The following is a 20,643-nucleotide window of genomic DNA, read 5'->3' as shown; positions in this document are numbered from 1 at the left end:
AGTTCACTCCCCCGCTCGATGTATTTCTTTATGGCGCTTCGGTGTCACTACAGTAATATTTGCGAGGTCATAAACAGCACCGCCCCTCGAAACATAAACCTTGTGATGAAGCTCGAATTTTACAGCAGCACCAGCACGCTCAGATGTACTTACGAATGGAGATTTACCATTAGAAATCGCTGATAAATTCTGCCTTTTAAACTGTTCAGCCAACTCAGGATCATTCGCGACCGCCCTCCAAAACGCCTCTCGAAACGCCCTGAAGTTCTTAAACTCCCTGCCTCGAAGCTGATCGGCAATCTGCGACGGAACGGGAGCCCCTTCACCTTGCGCCGCATCCCCTAACCAGATTCCAGTCACCGGCGGCCCCATCCCCGTTGCTACCCCTGCATCCTCCCGGGGATCTCTGAACATCACATACAGCGGCGGTAGACCGGAGCCCGCCAGGAATACCGTGATGAAGTCATCAAAGCCGGCTTCAGCAAGCCCCGGAAAAGCGTCAATCCTGCCCACAACCGGCGTTACCGTGGCGCCAGTGTAGACCGTTGGCGCAGGTTGCTCAGCGGGGGAAGTGGTTGAGCTGTTCCCCGGATCGACGATAGGTGTCCATGTCAAAGTTCTCGCTGGCACGTCATCAGTCGTGACGCTATATACGTTCTGCTCAGGGCTAAACGTGGCAACCACCACCCTGACTTTCGACGGAACAGTTACGTCATCGGTTTTAGCGACGAAAACTTCTGATTGCCCATCGGCAGCTGTTTTTGAACTGATACGCACAGGCATATCAACAGTGCCACTGGCGGCAGCGACAGCCGATAAATCCTGACCGAGCGCAGGAGCCAGGTCCGACAACGGCATGCTAAAAGCATAACGCTCAGGCAGCTCCCCATTAGCCAGCTTGGGCGAATACACCAAAGCAGACACACCGACCAAAAGCCCCGAAGCCGTACCCGCCGCCAAGCTTCCCAACGCAGCAACTGCAGAGCGGATAGCCGCTTGCAGGGTAACTGCCGCTGCATCAATAACCGCGACGGTTCCCGCTGAAGTCATAAACAGGGGGCTTGTCGCTGACGAGGCGCCTGGGGCACGAAACGTATTGGCTATACGGATAGTGTGTTCAGCCTGCCTTGCCCGCTCAGCCAAACTGCCAAAAGCATTTGCGGTTAACGTGAGATACCTGGCTGACTCCGTCTTCAGTAAAGCATCGTGATAACTCAGCCACTTAACCCCCAACTTAGTATGGGTTTGCAAGGATACCAACTCGTTGAGCGCCTCCAACTCGGGCTTGCTCAAGGGGGCCTTGATTTTCGGGTTCTCTGCAGGATAGTGAAATGTGATTCCGCCCCTGCTGATTGGCGGGGGCGCATAAACAGGATTGATTTCGGCGATTTTAGACGCGGCCATGCCCTCTAGCGTCTGCGTGAAATGGTTCAACGCTTCAGAAGCAGTCATACCCTTCACAGAGCCCGCAGCAGTGGCAAACTCTATGTGGAGAAACTCCGGCAGTTGCTGAGCATGAATATCCTGTTCACGGGTGATGATGTCCATTCGCTGATAAGCAACTGCGTCATTGGCAGCCCCCTGCACGTGCTCTACTTGCAGCGCCAAATCAGCAAGCTTGCCCGCAAGAAAAGTGGTGGAAAGCGAAAGCGCTTTGAGCTCCATAGCCGACTGATAAACATGATCAAACTGGGCGAACAGCGCCATAAGCACTTCACGAGGGTTGTTGCCGTTATTACTGTTAAAAAAATCGTTTATTTTATTGCTCGACAGCAATGTCATTAAAAAATAAGGACTTTGGCCATAAAGCCCGTATATCTCAGGCGCAAGGGCTATGGACTGTTGCCTCTTGGACTCAATAAGTTCCAAGGTAACGTGTTGATCTGTTACCGCTGACTCCGCAGCCCCCAGAGCCTGAGCACCGCTGGCCAGCAATTTTTTTTCTTGCAGCTCCCGAGCAATATCACCCAAGAGACTATTGAATCGCGCACCATAGTCGTGATCAATGGCCGCCTGATTGTGAATTTGTTCATTCATGAGTTCCGCTACAACATTGGGCTTTGCAACTTCACGGATATTGCTCGGTCCTCCCTCTCCTCTACGCGACCCTTCGTTCAATCCCCATGTGTTGTACCCACCACCAAACTTAATTTCAGATTCCCATTTCCCCACAATGGGATAGGGCGCCAATTCGTATGAACCGGGACCAATTTTTCTGTGAGGCCCCAAGTATTTATCCACTTCATTAGGCATTAATATGAACTCCTCTCATTGTAAACACTGACAAAACACTCTCTCTTGATAAGACCAATGAGTGTATTTACGAGTGTTCTGCACACAAATTTAAGAGATACACCTCAATCCCAAAGCAGGCATCTTTAAACAGCGAGAGAAACTTCCTATAACTTTGTAGACGCTGCCGCAGGCTGCGATAAGGACCGCAGGGCCTTGGAAAACGACAATTGTGGGAGCGAGCCTGCTCGCGAAGGTCGTTCGCGAGCAGGCTCGCTCCCACAATAGGGCTTGACCTAAAACAGCGTATCTACAGAGCCGCGGCCATAAAAAAAGCGAAGCCCAAGGGCTTCGCTTATTTTCAACCAGACGCCTTAGCGCTTAGTGGTGCTCACGGGTCGCACGGAACTTCACATCCGGCCAGCGCTCTTCCATCAACGCCAGGTTGACGCGTGTCGGCGCCAGGTAGGTCAGGTGACCACCGCCATCAATGGCCAGGTTTTCCACAGCCTTGATCTTGAACTCTTCGAGCTTTTTCTTATCGCTGCAATCGATCCAGCGTGCCGACCAAACGGTGATCGGCTCGTAGGAGCATTCCACTTTGTATTCGCCTTTCAAGCGGCTCGCGACCACATCGAACTGCAACACACCCACAGCGCCCAGGATGATGTCGTTGCTGCGCTCCGGGAAGAACACCTGAGTGGCGCCCTCTTCGGCCAGTTGCTGCAGACCCTGACGCAGTTGCTTGGACTTGAGCGGATCGCGCAGACGAACGCGACGGAACAATTCCGGGGCGAAGTGCGGGATACCGGTAAAGCTCAGGCTCTCGCCTTCGGTAAAGGTGTCACCGATCTGGATGGTGCCGTGGTTGTGCAAACCGATGATGTCGCCCGCAAACGCTTCTTCGAGCTGTTCACGCTCCGAGGAGAAGAAGGTCAACGCGTCGCCGATTCGTACGTCCTTGCCGGTACGCACGTGGCGCATTTTCATGCCCTTTTCGTACTTGCCCGAGCAAATGCGCATAAAGGCGATACGGTCGCGGTGTTTTGGGTCCATGTTTGCCTGGATCTTGAACACGAAACCGGTGAATTTCTCTTCTACCGGCTCAACCGTGCGCTCGTTGGCAACGCGGGCCAATGGCTTGGGCGCCCAATTCACGACGGCATCGAGCACGTGGTCGACACCGAAGTTGCCCAAGGCCGTACCGAAGAACACCGGCGTCAGCTGGCCATCAAGGAACTCCTGCTGGTTGAATTCATGGCAGGCGCCCTGAACCAGTTCCAGTTGATCGACGAAGCGCTGGTACTCGTCACCCAAGTGGGCGCGGGCTTCATCGGAATCGAGCTTCTCGATGATTTTGGTTTCGGTGCGCTCATGACCGTGACCAGCGGTATAGACGATGATGTAGTCGTCTGCCAGGTGGTAAACACCCTTGAAGTCACGGTAGCAACCAATCGGCCAGGTGATCGGCGCCGCCTTGATTTTCAAGACTGCCTCGATCTCGTCCAGCAGCTCGATCGGATCACGAATGTCGCGGTCGAGTTTGTTGATAAAGCTGACGATGGGCGTGTCACGCAGACGGCAGACGTCCATCAGGGCGATGGTCCGTGGCTCAACGCCCTTACCGCCATCGAGCACCATCAGGGCCGAGTCGACCGCGGTCAGTGTGCGGTAGGTGTCTTCGGAGAAATCTTCGTGGCCCGGGGTGTCGAGCAGGTTGATCATGTGGTCGCGATACGGGAACTGCATGACCGACGTGGTAATCGAAATACCCCGTTGCTTCTCCATTTCCATCCAGTCGGAGGTGGCATGGCGGTCGGACTTTCGCGATTTCACCGTACCGGCGACAGCAATCGCCTTACCCATCAGCAAGAGCTTTTCGGTGATGGTGGTCTTACCCGCATCGGGGTGGGAAATAATGGCGAAAGTGCGGCGTTTCGCGACTTCGGCGGCCTGGTTGGTCATGGGAAATCGCCTGACGATTGATTCAAAAAAGGGCGCGGATTATAGCCTAAAACCGGTAGTTACAGCCACCGTTGGTACCTTGGCTCGTCGGACAAGGGTGGCAATGTGCCGTAAATAATGTGAACCTTTTGAGCAGTGGAGGCGTCCACTCTCCTGATACGACAAACCGTCAGGGGCTGAAATATCAGCAAGTTAGCCTGACGAGGCTGCGCTAATGACAGGTGATGAGGGCGCTTTTCGCCACCACCTGTTGCTCTTCGCGAACACATTGTCGGCAGCCAGGAATGGTAATGCCACGCGACGATGTGTTCGCCGACTGAAAAAAAGGAGTCCGTCTGTGGCAAATCGCTATGGAAAAGGGCTTATTGGAGGTGCGGTTGTTATCGCGCTCCTGGCCCTGTTGGTCCACTGGATCGGCATCAGCACTATCGAACACTATCAAGATGATTTGTTGTTCTACCTGCAAGCCCATCTGTACCTGGTACTCGCTTCAATGCTCGCCGCCCTCCTGGTAGGGATACCCGCTGGCATTTTCCTCAGCCGACCGAGTATGGCCGGACGTGCGGAACGCTTCATGCAAGTCTTCAACATCGGCAACACCGTCCCTCCGTTGGCCGTACTGGCCATTGCCCTGGGTTTTCTGGGGATTGGTAGCGGTCCTGCCATCTTCGCCCTGTTTCTCGCCTCGTTGCTGCCCATCGTGCGCAACACCTATGAAGGCTTGAAAAACGTACAGGGTTCGCTCAAGGAAGCTGCCGTCGGCATCGGCATGACCCCGCGCCAAGTGCTGTGGAGAGTCGAATTGCCCAACGCCGTGCCCATCATCATGGGCGGTGTACGGGTCGCACTGGCGATCAACGTCGGTACGGCACCCCTGGCGTTCCTGATCGGCGCCAATAGCCTGGGCAGCCTGATTTTCCCCGGCATTGCCCTTAACAATCAGCCGCAACTGATCCTCGGCGCCGCCTGTACTGCGCTGCTGGCATTGCTGCTCGACGGACTGGTGATACTGATCAGCCGCCGGTGGTTGGAACGCGGTCTGCGACCTGTTTAAGGTCTGGCTGAGCAAAGGAATACCCATGAAAAAAATTAGCTTCTTATTAGGCTGCATCCTGCTGTGTGCAGGAATTGTCCAAGCCGCTGAAAAACCCTTGATTCGCATTGGGGCGCGGGTGTTTACCGAGCAAACCCTGCTCGCTGAAATCACCGCGCAATACCTCAAAAGCAAGGGCTACAACACTCAAGTGACAGGTGGACTGGGTAGTAGCCTGGCGCGCAGTGCCCAGGAATCCGGGCAACTGGACTTGATCTGGGAGTACACCGGGGTGTCACTGGTGGCTTACAACCACGTGACTGAAAAACTCGATAGCCAGCAATCCTTCGACCGGGTTAAAGAACTCGACGCGAAAAAGGGACTGGTCTGGCTGCACCCGTCCAAGTTCAGCAACACCTATGCCCTGGCGTTGCCAGAAAACGTGGCCAAGCAGTTCCCTGACGTCAACAGCATCAGCGACCTGAATAAAGTGCTGCGTGAACCTGATAACCAGAACGAGCTGGTGGCACTGGATACCGAGTTCGCCAACCGCTCTGACGGTTTGCTGGGCATGGTCGAGCTCTACGACATGGACCTGACGCGCCGCAACATTCGTCAAATGGACGCGGGCCTGGTCTACACCGCCTTGAAAAACGGTCAGGTGTTTGCCGGTCTGGTGTACACCACTGACGGTCGCTTGAGTGCCTTCAACCTCAAGCTGCTGGACGATGACCTGCATTACTTCCCGGACTACACCGCCGCACCCGTCGTGAGCAAAGCCTACCTTGATGCCCACCCGGATCTGGAAGCGCTGCTCAAGCCGCTGGCTGAACTGTTTGACGACGAAACCATGCGCCAGCTCAACGCGCGGGTCGACGTGAACCACGAAAGCCCTTCCACGGTGGCCGCAGATTTCCTGCGCCAGCATCCACTCAACTAAGGAAAAGACATGGAATTTTTAAACGCCTTTTCCCATATGGACTGGTCGCTGGTCCTGCATCTGACCTTGCAACACATCAGCCTGGTCGGCATCGCCGTGATTCTGGCGATCCTGATCGGCGTGCCGTTGGGTGTGCTGATGACACGCTTCCCGACACTGGCCGGCCCCCTGCAAGCCAGCGCCACGGTGCTGCTGACCATTCCATCCATTGCCCTGTTTGGCCTGCTGCTGCCGTTTTACTCCAAGTTCGGCCAGGGCCTGGGCCCGATGCCGGCCATCACTGCCGTGTTCCTGTATTCACTGCTGCCCATCATGCGCAACACCTTCCTCGCCCTCACCGGTGTTGAGCCGGGTATTCGCGAAGCGGCACGGGGCATCGGCATGACCTTCGGCCAGCGCCTGCGCATGGTTGAACTGCCCATTGCGGTACCTGTGATTCTCGCCGGCGTGCGCACCGCCGTGGTGATGAACATCGGTGTCATGACCATCGCCGCCACCATCGGTGCTGGCGGTCTGGGTGTACTTATTCTTGCTGCAATCAGCCGTAGCGACATGTCGATGCTGATCGTCGGCGCCGTGTTGGTCAGTATTCTGGCCATCATCGCTGACCTGCTTCTGCAATGGCTGCAACGCTCGCTGACTCCAAAAGGACTGCTCAAATGATCGAACTTCAAAACCTCAGCAAAACGTTCCAAAGCAACGGCAAAGACGTAAAAGCCGTGGACTCGGTAAGCCTGACCGTCAACGAAGGCGAAATCTGTGTGTTCCTCGGGCCTTCGGGTTGCGGTAAAAGCACCACGCTGAAAATGATCAACCGCCTGATCAAGCCTACGTCCGGCAAGATCCTGATCAATGGCGAAGACACCACCGACCTCGATCCGGTGACCCTGCGCCGCAATATCGGTTATGTGATCCAGCAGATCGGTCTGTTCCCGAACATGACCATCGAGGAAAACATCACCGTCGTTCCGCGCCTGCTGGGCTGGGACAAGCAAAAGTGCCATGACCGTGCCCGCGAACTGATGAGCATGATCAAGCTTGAACCCAAGCAGTATCTCAACCGTTATCCGCGAGAGTTGTCGGGCGGTCAGCAGCAACGGATCGGGGTGATTCGCGCCTTGGCCGCTGACGCACCGCTGCTATTAATGGACGAACCCTTTGGCGCCGTTGACCCGATCAACCGCGAGATGATCCAGAACGAATTCTTCGAGATGCAGCGGGCACTGAACAAGACCGTAATCATGGTCAGCCATGACATCGACGAAGCCATCAAGCTGGGCGACAAAATTGCGATCTTCCGTGGCGGCAAGTTGTTGCAGATGGATCATCCGGACACCCTGCTCGCCCACCCGGCCGATGATTTTGTCAGCAACTTCGTGGGCCAGGACAGCACGCTCAAGCGCCTGCTGCTGGTCAAGGCAGAAGACGCAGCGGACAACGCGCCGTCGGTCAGCCCTGAAACGCCAGTGGCTGAAGCACTGGAACTGATGGACGAACTCGACCGTCGTTATGTCGTCGTGACCTGCGCCGACAACAAGGCCCTGGGCTATGTGCGTCGTCGCGACTTGCACCGCCAGACCGGTACGTGCGGCCAGTACCTGCGCGAGTTCACCGCCACTGCTGCATCGGATGAGCATTTGCGCATCCTGCTGTCACGCATGTATGAGTTCAACCGTTCGTGGTTGCCGGTAATGGACCCCGAGCGTGTGTTCCAGGGTGAAGTGACGCAAGAGTCGATTGCAGCTTACCTGAGCTCGGGCCGCTCCCGTGGTGCCAAGACCAGCATTGTATCCCCGGCCGATATCGCGCTGGCTTAAGAGCTGCTGGAGCGGGCTTGCTCGCGATACTGGCGACTCGATTACTCTGCTTGACCGCGCTGATGCCACCGCGGGCAAGCCACGCTCCCACAAGGACGAAAGCCCCTGTGGGAGCGGGCTTGCTCGCGACACTGGCGACTCAGTCACTCTGTTTACCCGCCCTTGCGGCCCCCGTAAAAGCGCTGCGTGCGAACTCCCCAGTGTCACAAAGGTCGGTTACTTAAATAGCTGTCAGTGTGCCCACGACGAACGCGTACAAAAACGCGACATTTTTTGTTGATCTCAACGCACTCACGCCCTAAAGTTCGCGCCGAACATCCATGCTGGAAACGATCCATCCGGCTCAAGTACTGACGACGAGACAGCAAGGTCCATTTACCTTATTTGCTTTCGGCGGACATGCCTTGGGAAGTAGGCGAACCAAAGTGGGGATACGGAGGATGTTCAGTTGCGCCCATTTATTTATGACGTTTGCCACTAGGAGTCCCTCAGCATGTCGATCAAGGTCGAAGACTATTACGCGCGCGATACCTTCAACAAAATGAAGGCCTTCGCTGACACCCAGGAAACCCCGTTCGTGGTGATCGACACTGCCATGATCAGCAAGGCTTACGATGACCTGCGTGCAGGCTTCGAGTTTGCCAAGGTGTACTACGCAGTCAAAGCCAACCCTGCCGTCGAAATCATTGATCTGCTGCGCGACAAGGGCTCGAACTTCGACATCGCTTCGATCTACGAGCTGGACAAAGTGATGGCCCAAGGCGTTGGCCCGGATCGCATCAGCTACGGCAACACCATCAAAAAATCCAAAGACATTCGCTATTTCTACGAGAAAGGCGTGCGCCTGTTCTCCACCGACTCTGAAGCTGACCTGCGCAACATCGCCAAAGCCGCTCCGGGCTCGAAAATCTACGTACGCATTCTGACTGAAGGCTCGACGACGGCTGACTGGCCTTTGTCGCGCAAATTTGGCTGCCAGACCGATATGGCCATGGACTTGCTGATCCTGGCCCGTGACCTGGGCCTGGTGCCGTACGGCATCTCGTTCCATGTGGGCTCCCAGCAACGCGACATCAGCGTGTGGGATGCGGCCATTGCCAAGGTCAAAGTGATCTTCGAGCGCCTGAAAGAAGAAGACGGCATCGTTCTCAAGCTGATCAACATGGGCGGCGGCTTCCCGGCCAACTACATCACCCGCACCAACAGCCTGGAAACCTACGCAGAAGAAATCATTCGCTTCCTGAAGGAAGACTTCGGTGACGACCTGCCAGAAATCATTCTGGAGCCGGGCCGTTCACTGATTGCCAACGCCGGCATTCTGGTCAGTGAAGTGGTACTGGTAGCGCGTAAATCCCGCACCGCCGTGGAGCGCTGGGTTTACACCGACGTGGGCAAATTCTCGGGCCTGATCGAAACCATGGACGAAGCCATCAAGTTTCCGATCTGGACTGAAAAGAAAGGCGAAATGGAAGAAGTCGTGATTGCCGGCCCAACCTGCGATAGCGCCGACATCATGTACGAAAACTACAAGTACGGCCTGCCATTGAACCTGGCAATCGGTGATCGTCTGTACTGGCTGTCGACCGGTGCCTACACCACCAGCTACAGCGCCGTTGAGTTCAATGGCTTCCCGCCGCTGAAGTCTTTCTACCTGTAAAAAAAAGCCCCCCGGCCTAGTGGTCGGGGGGCTGTCATTACCGCCTAGCGACTGATCTGCCGCAAGAAACGCTGAAACCCTGCCAGCTCTGCCGATACCTGCTGTATCAAGTGCTCATTCACTTCAGTCGTTGAATGCACCCGGGCGATAAACTCCCCAAGCCCCCGGGCAACTCGCTTCATGTTGTCAACCCAATACGTCCTGGCCTCAACCAACTCCGCGTGGCGTCTTATCTTTTCTGCACGCTCTTTTAATCCTCGTGCATCTGTCATGTTTTTGCTTTTCAGCATTCGCACGTCAGATAACTTGTCGGTTATTTTATTGCGTGCCTCGGTCAGGGCAAACAAACGATAACCGCCGTCAAAAAAGCCCAGGTACAGCGTAACGCGTTCAATGGCAGCCACCACCACATCCGCCTCCGCCTTTCCTACCAGCGCTGAAGTTACAAGCGCCTGAATCTGTTCAGCGCTCGGCAGCAAGTCCCTGACATGATCCAGCCATGTTCGGGTTTGAAGAAGAGTGACTGCGGCGTCTATGACTTGTTTGTCCCCACGCAGTTTGTCTTCTTCTATCTGCAGTATGAGAGCCTGCTGCTCCAACGCTTCGAGTCGGGCCACGTCATAAGCCAGCAAGGGATCAGAGTAGTGATCCAAGTTTAATCCTCGCCCCTCATCGATCCGCAGCAGCACGTGCTCTTTGGCTGTGCCGACAGCACTTACGATTCTGCTTATCCGCTGAGCACAAGTGTCATTAAGTGTTGTGATCGCAGCAGAGTGTATGTCGGCAGTTAATTGCGTGTGCGCCTGAATGGCAGCCCATTGCTCCAGCAGTGCGTCGAGCCCCGAACTTTCAACGACCACATCAAGATGACGTATTTGATCGACAATCGTGCGCACCCCCTGACTCAACGTTCTGGCCGCCAGACTCAAACGCTCTTGCAGAGAGGGAATAAAATCGTAGTCACGATTAACCGCCACCGCATTGAATTTTCTCAGCCCGGCAAACACACCCGGCATATCCGGATTTTCATAAACCATCAGTTCAATATCCCTATTCATGAATTCAGTCCCTTTACTCAAAGACGCCCATCGATAATCTCATTAAACGCATTGGATATCTGCACGCTGTAATCTTTAACACGCTTCCAGGGATTCAACAGTTGTGAAAAATCAAGTTTGAACCGGTGCAACCGGGCAAGATCATCCACGCCCTCCAACTGGTAGGCGGCCTCGTCGAGGTATTTGGCGATGTAGCTCCATACTTGCGCCAACTGCTTGGCGCCCTGCTCGGCACCGAGCATACGGCTGCGCAGATCGGTAAAACGCTGCTGAGTGGCATCCAGCACCGTGGCCAGCCTCTCTTGCTCCTGGCTGCTTAACCTTGCGATCTCACGCTCGGCAATCAGTTGGTTTTTTCGGGCGCGTGTCGCTTCGGCTTTAACACCAAATATCCCACCGGTGATGGCCAATCCGATAGGCCCCAGGAAAATCCCTGAATGGCCATACAACACCTGAGACTTATAGTCCTTGATCAACTGTTCGATTTCGCTGTCCAGTTGCTTTATACGCGCCACTAACGCTTCGCGCTCTCTGGAGTGGCCTCTCTTGGCGTACGCATCAAGTTTGCTGTTGACTTCGTGAATCAATTCGTCTGACAACACCCGTTCAAACTCGGCCGCCAAGGCACCGACGGCCGTGGCTTTTTTGATATAGGCGTCGGTGTCTTTTTTGATCAGTAGCACGTACTCCCTGACAATACGAACCGCTGTAAGCTCTGTCGAGTTTAGAACAATCAACTTCAACTCGGCTTCTTCTGCCTCGGTCAACTCATTCAGCGTACCCGTGAGGAAACGCTCGAACTCAATTTTATTGATCAGTTCAATAATGCCGTTGGCCGTCGTAATAAAACTGTCCGAGAACCGGTTAAGTTGCCGGCTGAGTTCTTTAGTATCACGTTCCAGCGCCGACCAAGTTCCAGCGTGCTGGACGACCCGTTGATGAAACGACTGAATGCTGGCAGGTTCCAGCCCGGGCACCCCTTGCGTATTGGCCCCGAACCACGCAACGATCTTGTTGTAATCGACGGGTAACGTTCGCGATTCACGCACATAGGCGCGGACACTGTGTATATCACTGCGCCGTATAATAAACCCCAACTCATCCTTTGACACCGCCGCATTTTTTTCACCCGCCAGCACCTGGATATACTGCGACGGCAAATAAATGGCCGCCTCCAACGACGTCATTTCTTCAAGCGGCCTGGCCTCTTCACTACTTTCAACACGCGCGTGATTATCACTTTGCATATTAATTCCCTTTAAATAATTATCCTGCTAAAACAGAATCAATCTTCAAAGGTTATTAATCAACTGGACCACGACTCGACAAGACGTAAGACAACGACAAAAATAAAAAAGAATACGTACCCAAACAAACTACCGCCCACACGGACATGCTAAAACACCGCGTACGAGTATTGCCCGCAGCGGTGTAATTAGTCTCAGTCGTTACTGTTCAGGAGCGAATTTATACGCGCTTGCCACAGGTCGCTCAGTGCTCTGACACGAGGCTCCCGGGCCTCAAGCAGGGCCAGGTAACTGACTCGCAAGAAGTTCAGATTGCCTGCCGCCAAAGCACGCTCAAACCAGACCAGCGCTTCGTCAATGTTTCCGGACTCTGCCAGTACCGAGGCATGGCTGAACTGGCCACGAAAATCACCGCCCATGGCTGAGCGTTCGTACCAGAAGCACGCTGCCTTTTTATCAGCAGGGCAATACACACCCTCTTCGAGATAACGCCCAAGAAGATTCATCGATTTGGCGTGGCCCGCCTGTGCTGCCACCCCATACAACTTGAACGCCGTGCTCTGGTCTTGCGCCACACCGCGACCGGTAGCCAGCAAGTTGGCGTAGTTGTAGAGCGCCCAATCCAGACCAGCTTCTGCTGCTTGCCGATATTCCAGGCTGGCCAGCGTGCAATCCACTGGGCCGCCCCAGCCATGTTCCCAGCACCGGCCGAGCATGTTGCGGGCCATCAGGTGGCCGCTATTGGCTGCGATTTGAAACCAGCGTTTGGCCAGCACCGGGTCGCGCGCGATGCCCTGGCCATCGAGCAAGATCTGCCCCAGCAAGGCCTGGCCGTCGACGATGCCTTGCTTGGCCGCTATCAGAATGGCCTGGGCCGCTTTCGCCGGGTTTTCAGCCAGCATGGCGCGTAGCTGGTCACCGTCGAGCACTTCTTCGCGGCGTAATTGAAAGCTCATGACTTAGACCTCGGCCCAGCGACGCAACAGGTTGTGATAGGTGCCCGTGAGCTGGATGAGGGATGGATGATCGGGTACATCGCGGGTCAGTTGCTGGATCGCGCCATCCATTTCAAACAGCAAAGTGCGCTGGCTGTCTTCGCGTACCAGGCTTTGAGTCCAGAAAAACGACGCAAAACGTGCTCCCCGGGTAACCGCATTGACTTTGTGCAAGCTGGTGCCGGGGTACAGCACCATATCACCAGCGGGCAGTTTGACTTGCTGCACACCGTAGGTGTCCTGAATCACCAGCTCACCGCCGTCATAGTCCTCGGGATTACTGAAAAACAGGGTTGCCGAGAGATCGGTACGCACCCGCTCGGGGCTGCCCTTGGGCTGACGCACGGCGTTATCGATATGAAAATCAAAACTGCCGCCCCCGGTGTAGCAGTTCACCAACGGCGGAAAGACCTTGTGCGGTAACGCAGCCGACATGAACAGCGGGTTTTTCCATAGTCGGTCCATCATCGCTGCGCCAATCTCCTTGGCGAGCGGATGGTCGTCGGGCAATTGCAGATTGTGCTTGGCTTTCGCGGATTGAAAACCGGCGGTGATTTTGCCGTCAGCCCATTCAGTTTGCTGCAGCGCCTCACGGATGCGCTGCACCTCTTCGCGAGAGAACAAGCCGGGGATATGCAGCAACATGACGCGACACCTGATATCAGAGGGATGGCAATGTTATTGATTCTTATTGGATGTGTAAAACGCTGTTGTGCGCCCATAGACGAACGAGTGTGAAAAAACCGTAAAGGCAAATTGTAAAGATTGTAAATTTAGCGCAAATAGTAATACCTCTCAATTGATAGCCAGAATTGTTTGCACTATATTTCGCGGCTCAAATTCTGGGGGAAGGGATCTTAAAATGTCGCGCCAACAATTAAAAATACCCGTCAGCTCACCACGCTTGCTGGCTTCGGCCATCGGTGTTGCTATTACCGCGTCCTCTGCAGCCCATATGGCTCAGGCCGCTGAAAGCACTGAGAGCAAGGCACAGAGCAACAGTATTTCCCTTGGCGCGACCACCGTTACTGGCGAGCAGACCGAGCAGTCTTATCAGGTTGAGAAAGCCAGCTCGTCCAAGTACACCGCTCCCCTGATCGATACCCCGCGTTCCGTCACTGTTATCCCTCAGCAAGTGCTGCAGGACACCGCAGCTACCTCGTTGCAAGACGCATTGCGCACCGTGCCGGGCATCACTTTCGGCGCAGGCGAAGGCGGCAACCCACAGGGCGACCGTCCATTCATTCGTGGTTTTGACGCTCAGGCCGATATGTACCTGGACGGCGTGCGCGACGCTGGCGGCCAGACCCGCGAAATTTTCGACATCGAGTCGATCGAAGTCAGCAAAGGCCCGAACTCCTCCTTTGGTGGTCGTGGCTCGGCAGGCGGTAGCCTGAACATGGTGAGCAAGACCCCTAAAATGGGTGACTTCCTCAACGGTGGCTTCACCTACGGCTCCGACCAGACCCGCCGCTATACCGTGGATGTAAACCGCCAGTTTCTGGACACAGCAGCGTTCCGTCTGAACCTGATGAGCCACGAGCAAAATGTCGCTGGCCGCGACTCGGTCAACTACGACCGCTGGGGCGTTGCGCCATCGCTGACCTTCGGCCTGGGCACAGAAAACCGCCTGAACGTCAGTTACTACCACCTGGAAAGCAACGACCTGCCAGATTCGGGCATTCCATATGGCTACAGCAACAGCTCCAAAACAGCTGTTCATGCTCACGACAAGCCAGACGATGGTGGCGACAGCCGCAACTTTTACGGTTTGAAAGATCGTGACTTCCGCAAAACCCGCGTCGATATCAGCACCATCTCGTTCGAGCATGACTTCAGCGACGCGATGACACTGAAGAACACCTTCCGTCACGGCAACACTGGCCAGGATTACATCCTGACCCAGCCGGATGACAGCCAGCACAACGTTAACCAGTTTGGCACCGTGTGGCGTCGGGCCAACACTCGTGTTTCGACCACAGAAACCACCACTAACCAGACCGATCTGTTTGGTAACTTCCAGGTCATGGGCTTCAAGAACACCTATTCCACAGGTGTCGAATTCACCCGTGAAGAAACCCGGGCCAGCAGCTACACCGTCTCCCCGAACAGCAATCCTAATTGCACACCGGACAAAGTCGGCAACAGCGGTGGCCAGTGCACCTCACTGTCCAACCCGAATCCAAACGACGTGTGGACCGGTACTGAAAATCGCAACTACTACGGCACCAACACCGTTGGCGTGACCAAGGCCGCTTACGTTTTCGATACGATCGAACTTGATCCAAAATGGCTGTTGAACGCGGGTCTGCGTTATGACTCGTTCAGTACCACCGCCAACACCAACGCTGCAACAGGCCGCACTAAAGCCTCCAACGACAGCAACTTCTTCAACTGGCAGACCGGTCTGGTCTGGAAGCCGCTGGATAACGGCAGCGTATACGTTTCCTACGCGACCTCTGCTTCGCCTCCGGGCGGCATTGTGGGTGAAGGCGTTGAAGGCAACGGCCTGATTGCTCCTGGCAGTACTATTACCAGCGACCTGAAGCCGGAAGAAACCGTTAACTACGAGCTGGGTACCAAGTGGGATGTGTTCCAGGATCGCCTGTCGCTGACGGCGGCGGTATTTCGTACCGAGAAGAAAAACACTCGCGTCCTGACTGACTCCTTCACCTACGAAAACGCCGGTGAGTCCCGCGTTGACGGTCTGGAGTTGTCGGCCAGCGGCAAGATCACTGAAAAATGGCAGGTGTTTGCAGGCTACAGTTACCTGAAAAGCGAGCTGGTTGATCCAGGTAAAAAAGGCAACCGCAACGGCAGCATCAACACCACTGCCTTGTCGGACAAAGGCAACGAAATGCCGAACACACCGAAAAACAGCTTCAGCCTGTGGACAACTTATGAAGTGATGCCAAAGCTGACCGTTGGTGGCGGAGCGTTCTATGTGGATGAAGTGTTCGGCGACACCGCCAACACCGTTTACGTCCCGGCTTACACCCGCTTCGACGCGATGGCCAGCTACAAGCTGACCAAAAATATCGACCTGCAACTGAACGTGCAGAACCTGACCGACAAGACCTACTACGACAAAGCCTATGCGTCGCACTTCGCCAGCCAGGCGGCGGGCCGTACAGCCTTGTTGACCACCAGCTTCCACTTCTAATCCGAAGCTGAGCTGTACAGAGCCCCGCCCATCTGATGGTCGGGGCTTTTGTGTGTAGCCTCGTCAGCGGCTACAAATCCTGAAGCATTCAATTGAGCAAGCAAGGCGGTCGTCGTGTTTAAGAAAACACTTTTTCAGCTGCACTGGTTTTTCGGGATCACCGCAGGGCTGGTGCTGGCCTTGATGGGGATAACCGGCGCCACGGTGTCGTTCCAGGACGAATTGCTGAACTTGCTCAACCCTTCGGTACTCAAGGTCGAGAAACTCGACAGCGGCGTGCTGCCTCCCGCCGAACTGGTGCGCAGGGTCGAGGCCACCGAAGGCAAACAAGTTTCAATGCTGTGGGTGGGTGTGGACAGCGGCACGGCTGCGCGGATTTTCTTCACCCCGCCACCGGGTGAGCGACGTGGGCAGCTGCGCTATGTCGACCCTTACACCGGCGCCTATCAGGGCGAGGCCAGCGGCCAGGGCTTTTTCGACCTGATGCTGCAACTGCACCGCTTTCTGGCCATGGGCCAAACCGGTCGCCAGATCACCGGCGCTTGCACCTTGATGCTGATTTTCTTCTGCCTGTCTGGCCTCTACTTGCGCTGGCCGCGCAAGGCGCTGAACTGGCGGGCCTGGCTGACACTGGACTGGGCGAAAAAAGGCCGCAGCTTTAACTGGGACCTGCACGCGGTCGCTGGTACCTGGTGCATGATCTTTTATCTGCTGGCCGCACTGACCGGTTTGTCATGGTCCTACGAGTGGTACAACAAGGGCCTGCAAAAGCTGTTTTCCGACTCACCCAACAGCCAGCAGCGCAAAGGCGGCCGTGGCCAACCAGGGCCTGCGGGACCTGCTCCGGTTGCCGACTACGACGCCATCTGGGCCAGTATCCAGAAAGCCGCGGGACCGGACCTGAGCCTGTACAACGTGCGCATGCCCCCTGTGGCAGGGCAGCCGGCAACGGTGTTTTACCTGCTCAACAGTTCGCCCCACGAGCGTGCGTTTAACCAGATCACTGTCGATCCCGCCACCGGCGCGGTGAAAAAACACGATCGCTTCGAAGACAAAAGCTACAAGGCGCAATTGCTCAGCAGCATCTACGCGCTCCATGTGGGCAGCTACTGGGGCCTGACCGGCCGCATCCTGGTGACCATCGCCAGCCTGACCATGCCGCTGTTCTTTATTACCGGCTGGTTGTTGTACCTGGACCGTCGCCGTAAAAAACGCCAGATCAAACAGGCACGCCAGGGGTTTGCCGCAGTCAGCAACGATGCGCCGTCATGGCTGATCGGCTTTGCCAGCCAAAGCGGCTTTGCCGAGCAATTAGCCTGGCAGACTGCCGGACAACTGCAGGCGGCCGGTCTGCCGGTGCGGGTTCAGCCCTTGGGGGCGCTCAACGAAGACGACTTGCAACAGGCCAGCAACGCCCTGTTTGTGGTCAGCACCTTTGGCGATGGCGAAGCGCCCGACAGCGCCCGTGGTTTTGAACGCAAAATCCTCGGCCAGCCTCTGGGGCTGAACACGCTCAAGTATTCCGTGCTCGCGCTGGGCGACCGCCAATACCCGAACTTTTGTGGTTTTGCCACCCGGGTCCAGCAATGGCTGAGCGAGCGTGGGGCCCAAGCGCTGTTTAGCCCGGTGCAGGTCGACAGCGGTGATGCCGAGGCACTTCATCAGTGGCAGCAACAGCTCAGCCAGCTCACCGGCGGCGCGCCGAGCGCCAACTGGCAGGCACCGAGCTACAACAACTGGAGCCTTGATCAGCGCGAACTGCTCAACCCCGGCAGCAGCGGTTCGGGGGTTTATCTGTTGGCGCTCACCCCACTCGATGGGAACGCCTCCTGGCAGGCCGGTGATTTGGTAGAAGTCATGCCAAGGCAGTCCACATGGGCCGTCGAGCACTTCCTTGACGGCCTGGGCCTTTCGGCCAACTCCCCGGTGCAACTCGATGGCCTGCAAGAAACCCTGGCCCAGGCACTGGGCGGCCGCCAACTGCCGGACAATCGCGCTCACCTGGTGGGCATGCACGCCCAAGCGTTGGTCGACGCATTAGTCCCGCTGAACATGCGCGAGTACTCCATTGCCTCAATCCCTGAAGATGGCTCACTGCAATTGATCGTGCGCCAGGAGCGGCATGCCGATGGCAGCCTGGGGATTGGTTCGGGCTGGCTGACGGAACATACCGCCATCGGCTCGGCGATCAGCCTGCGTGTGCGGCGCAACAGCAGCTTTCATCTGCCCGCCGAACCCGTGCCGCTGATTCTGCTCGGTAATGGCACCGGTCTGGCAGGGCTGCGCAGCTTGCTTAAGGCACGGATCGCCCAAGGACAGCAGCGCAATTGGTTGTTCTTTGGCGAGCGTAACGCCGAACACGACTTTTACTGCCGCGATGAACTGCAAGGCTGGTTGGCCAGTGGTGATCTGGCCCGACTGGATCTGGCATTTTCCCGGGATCAGGCACAGAAGGTCTATGTGCAGGATTGCTTGCGTGAGTCTGGCGATGAAGTGCGCCAGTGGCTGGCAGACGGCGCCGCGATTTATATCTGCGGCAGTTTGCAGGGGATGGCAGCGGGCGTGGATCAGGCGCTGATCGATATGCTGGGGGCTGAAGCGGTGGAGTTGCTGATCGAGCAAGGGCGCTATCGCCGCGATGTGTACTAGAGGTTTTCTCTCGGGTTACTAGCCCGACTCCTGTGGGAGCGGGCTTGCTCGCGAAAGGCTCAATGCGGTGAATCAGATCAACTGCATCAAGTGCATCGCGAGCAAGCCCGCTCCCACAAGGTATTGGCTACCGGGCAACTACGCCTTGGCTGTCTCCAGCGCCATTTCCACTGGCTCCGGCCGTTTGATCACCGCATACACCACTGCAGTCACCAGGCTACCCGCCACAATTGCCAGCAAGTACAGCAGCGCATGGTTGATCGCATTCGGGATCAGCAACACGAACAAGCCGCCGTGCGGTGCCATCAGTTTGCAGCCGAAGTACATCGACAATGCGCCCGTCAACGCGCCACCCAGGATGCTCGCCGGGATGACCCGCAGCGGATCTTTGGCCGCAAACGGGATCGCACCTTCAGAAATAAAACACAGCCCCAACACTAGCGCCGCTTTGCCAGCCTCACGCTCGGTCTGGGCGAATTTGCGTCGCGCCAGGAAGGTCGCGATACCCAGGCCGATTGGCGGCACCATACCTGCGGCCATAGTCGCTGCCATCGGTGCATAACTCTGGGAAGCCAGCAGCCCTACCGAAAACGCATACGCCGCCTTGTTGATAGGCCCGCCAAGATCGACACACATCATCCCGCCCAGCAACACACCCAACAGAATGGCGTTGGTGGTGCCCATGCTGTCGAGGAAGTGGGTCAGCCCCTCAAGCATCCCGGCAACCGGCTTGCCCACCACGTAGATCATCACCAGGCCGGTAAACAGGCTGGCGAACAACGGGATGATCAGAATCGGCTTCAGCGCTTCAAGGCTTTGCGGCAATTGCAGGTAGCGGTTGATCGCCTTGGCGCAGTAGCCCGCGATAAATCCGGCGATGATCCCGCCGATAAACCCGGCGCCCAGCGTGCTCGCCAACAGACCACCAATCATCCCTGGCGCCAGGCCCGGACGGTCGGCAATCGAATAGGCGATGTAACCCGCCAGCAACGGCACCATCAATTTAAAAGCTGCATCACCACCGATTTGCATCAGGGCTGCCGCCAGTGTGCCGGGCTCTTTATAAGCAGAGATGCCAAACACGAAGGACAACGCGATCAGCAAACCGCCCGCCACTACCATGGGCAGCATGAACGACACGCCGGTCAGCAGATGCTTGTAGACCCCGGTTTTTTCTTGCTTGGCCGGGGCTGAACCGCCCGTCGCAGCACTCTCTTGCTGACCTTCGCTCAGGGCCTTGTTCAGGGTGGCTTCGGCTTGCTTGAGGGCGATGCCGGTGCCGCAGCGGTAAATCTTTTTACCGGCAAAACGTTCGGTAGGCACTTCGATATCTGCCGCCAGCAGTACCACATCGGCGTCCCGGATAGCCTCGGCGCTCAGCGGATTGCGCGCACCGACCGAGCCCTGGGTTTCGACCTGCAGTTCGTAGCCCAAACGCTTGGCCGCTTGCTGCAAGGCTTCGGCCGCCATGAAGGTGTGCGCAACGCCCGTTGGGCAGGCCGTGATCGCGACAATTTTAGGGGCGCGCTTCGCGCTCTCGACCGGAGTCGATGAAGGTGCAGGTGCGATATAAACTTGCGCCTCCTGGACCCCGCGCAGCAACACAGCTTCTACATCTTGCAGGGCCTGGGCCGGGGTGCTCTGAAACACCCGCTTGCCAATAAAACGCTGCATGTCCAGCGGAGTGCTGCTGACCAGCAAGACCCACTCGGCTTCATCGAGGGTGGCCGCCGACAATTGGCGTTCCGGATGCTTGGGATCATGCACTTCAACGCTGGTGCTCCAGCCCTGACGCTGCGCCGCTGCATCCAGCAAACGGGCGCACAGCACGCTGGTCACCATGCCGTTTGGGCAGCCCGTCACAATGGCTAATTTCATGTGTATCCC

General features: G+C 56.4%; 14 protein-coding genes. 7 read left to right on the top strand and 7 right to left on the bottom strand.

Annotated elements, in window-relative coordinates:
* Positions 1-3: 3 nt before the first annotated feature.
* Together RGV06_RS18275 and RGV06_RS18270 are read right to left on the bottom strand one after the other, a co-directional pair.
* Positions 4-2,253, bottom strand: coding sequence for an S-type pyocin domain-containing protein (locus tag RGV06_RS18275; protein ID WP_322150780.1), 2,250 nt, complete (start codon positions 2,251-2,253; stop codon positions 4-6).
* 360 nt (positions 2,254-2,613) lie between these two features.
* A complete protein-coding gene (locus RGV06_RS18270) occupies positions 2,614-4,197 on the bottom strand; it encodes a peptide chain release factor 3 (protein WP_019823908.1) in 1,584 nt (527 codons plus the stop codon).
* A 337-nt stretch (positions 4,198-4,534) separates the two neighbouring features.
* On the opposite strand from RGV06_RS18270, the gene RGV06_RS18265 reads away from it, so the two are divergent.
* The 5 genes from RGV06_RS18265 to RGV06_RS18245 all read left to right on the top strand — a co-directional run bounded on the left by RGV06_RS18265 (position 4,535) and on the right by RGV06_RS18245 (position 9,644).
* Positions 4,535-5,251 (top strand): ABC transporter permease, encoded by a 717-nt coding sequence (locus RGV06_RS18265; RefSeq protein WP_019823910.1) that lies wholly within the window; start codon positions 4,535-4,537, stop codon positions 5,249-5,251.
* A 25-nt stretch (positions 5,252-5,276) separates the two neighbouring features.
* Positions 5,277-6,170, top strand: coding sequence for a glycine betaine ABC transporter substrate-binding protein (locus RGV06_RS18260; protein WP_019823912.1), 894 nt, complete (start codon positions 5,277-5,279; stop codon positions 6,168-6,170).
* Between the two features lie 9 nt (positions 6,171-6,179).
* Positions 6,180-6,833 carry an ABC transporter permease gene (locus tag RGV06_RS18255; protein ID WP_019823915.1) on the top strand — a complete coding sequence of 218 codons (654 nt, stop codon included), beginning with the start codon at positions 6,180-6,182 and terminating at the stop codon, positions 6,831-6,833.
* A complete protein-coding gene (locus tag RGV06_RS18250; protein ID WP_019823916.1) occupies positions 6,830-7,987 on the top strand; it encodes a betaine/proline/choline family ABC transporter ATP-binding protein in 1,158 nt (385 codons plus the stop codon). Before RGV06_RS18255 ends, RGV06_RS18250 begins: the two co-directional genes overlap by 4 nt.
* A 493-nt stretch (positions 7,988-8,480) precedes the next feature.
* Positions 8,481-9,644 carry a type III PLP-dependent enzyme gene (locus tag RGV06_RS18245; protein WP_019823918.1) on the top strand — a complete coding sequence of 388 codons (1,164 nt, stop codon included), beginning with the start codon at positions 8,481-8,483 and terminating at the stop codon, positions 9,642-9,644.
* Positions 9,645-9,688: 44 nt separating this feature from the next.
* On the opposite strand, the gene RGV06_RS18240 is transcribed toward RGV06_RS18245, so the two are convergent.
* The 4 genes from RGV06_RS18240 to RGV06_RS18225 form a co-directional block, all read right to left on the bottom strand.
* Entirely contained in the window at positions 9,689-10,702 is a 1,014-nt protein-coding gene (locus tag RGV06_RS18240) for an alpha-xenorhabdolysin family binary toxin subunit B (protein WP_019823921.1), read from the bottom strand.
* A gap of 17 nt (positions 10,703-10,719) precedes the next feature.
* Positions 10,720-11,949, bottom strand: coding sequence for an alpha-xenorhabdolysin family binary toxin subunit A (locus RGV06_RS18235; RefSeq protein ID WP_322150775.1), 1,230 nt, complete (start codon positions 11,947-11,949; stop codon positions 10,720-10,722).
* Between the two features lie 194 nt (positions 11,950-12,143).
* Positions 12,144-12,905, bottom strand: a complete 762-nt coding sequence (locus RGV06_RS18230) for a tetratricopeptide repeat protein (protein ID WP_046810266.1) — start codon at positions 12,903-12,905, stop codon at positions 12,144-12,146.
* A gap of 3 nt (positions 12,906-12,908) precedes the next feature.
* Positions 12,909-13,589, bottom strand: coding sequence for a Fe2+-dependent dioxygenase (locus RGV06_RS18225; RefSeq protein ID WP_019823925.1), 681 nt, complete (start codon positions 13,587-13,589; stop codon positions 12,909-12,911).
* A gap of 217 nt (positions 13,590-13,806) precedes the next feature.
* Here RGV06_RS18225 and RGV06_RS18220 point away from each other — a divergent pair, with 217 nt between their 5' ends.
* Both RGV06_RS18220 and RGV06_RS18215 read left to right on the top strand, forming a co-directional pair.
* Positions 13,807-16,107, top strand: a complete 2,301-nt coding sequence (locus tag RGV06_RS18220) for a TonB-dependent receptor (RefSeq protein WP_048351172.1) — start codon at positions 13,807-13,809, stop codon at positions 16,105-16,107.
* Between the two features lie 114 nt (positions 16,108-16,221).
* Complete coding sequence (locus RGV06_RS18215) at positions 16,222-18,756, top strand: sulfite reductase flavoprotein subunit alpha (protein WP_322150772.1); 2,535 nt, start codon at positions 16,222-16,224, stop codon at positions 18,754-18,756.
* A gap of 138 nt (positions 18,757-18,894) precedes the next feature.
* Here the strand turns inward: RGV06_RS18215 and RGV06_RS18210 are convergent, their stop codons facing one another.
* Positions 18,895-20,634, bottom strand: a complete 1,740-nt coding sequence (locus RGV06_RS18210) for a PTS fructose-like transporter subunit IIB (RefSeq protein WP_019823928.1) — start codon at positions 20,632-20,634, stop codon at positions 18,895-18,897.
* Positions 20,635-20,643 lie beyond the last annotated feature (9 nt).

Source organism: Pseudomonas sp. CCI3.1, from assembly GCF_034313985.1.
GTDB lineage: Bacteria > Pseudomonadota > Gammaproteobacteria > Pseudomonadales > Pseudomonadaceae > Aquipseudomonas > Aquipseudomonas psychrophila.
Note: the sequence above shows the minus strand (reverse complement) of the source record. Positions and strands in the feature narration are given on the sequence as shown.

Coding starts and splice junctions, on each gene's coding strand:
- RGV06_RS18240 (WP_019823921.1), bottom strand. CDS start 10,702: ATGAATAGGGATATTGAACTGATGGTTTATGAAAATCCGGATATGCCG.
- RGV06_RS18275 (WP_322150780.1), bottom strand. CDS start 2,253: ATGCCTAATGAAGTGGATAAATACTTGGGGCCTCACAGAAAAATTGGT.
- RGV06_RS18230 (WP_046810266.1), bottom strand. CDS start 12,905: ATGAGCTTTCAATTACGCCGCGAAGAAGTGCTCGACGGTGACCAGCTA.
- RGV06_RS18250 (WP_019823916.1), top strand. CDS start 6,830: ATGATCGAACTTCAAAACCTCAGCAAAACGTTCCAAAGCAACGGCAAA.
- RGV06_RS18270 (WP_019823908.1), bottom strand. CDS start 4,197: ATGACCAACCAGGCCGCCGAAGTCGCGAAACGCCGCACTTTCGCCATT.
- RGV06_RS18255 (WP_019823915.1), top strand. CDS start 6,180: ATGGAATTTTTAAACGCCTTTTCCCATATGGACTGGTCGCTGGTCCTG.
- RGV06_RS18235 (WP_322150775.1), bottom strand. CDS start 11,949: ATGCAAAGTGATAATCACGCGCGTGTTGAAAGTAGTGAAGAGGCCAGG.
- RGV06_RS18260 (WP_019823912.1), top strand. CDS start 5,277: ATGAAAAAAATTAGCTTCTTATTAGGCTGCATCCTGCTGTGTGCAGGA.
- RGV06_RS18245 (WP_019823918.1), top strand. CDS start 8,481: ATGTCGATCAAGGTCGAAGACTATTACGCGCGCGATACCTTCAACAAA.
- RGV06_RS18210 (WP_019823928.1), bottom strand. CDS start 20,634: ATGAAATTAGCCATTGTGACGGGCTGCCCAAACGGCATGGTGACCAGC.
- RGV06_RS18225 (WP_019823925.1), bottom strand. CDS start 13,589: ATGTTGCTGCATATCCCCGGCTTGTTCTCTCGCGAAGAGGTGCAGCGC.
- RGV06_RS18220 (WP_048351172.1), top strand. CDS start 13,807: ATGTCGCGCCAACAATTAAAAATACCCGTCAGCTCACCACGCTTGCTG.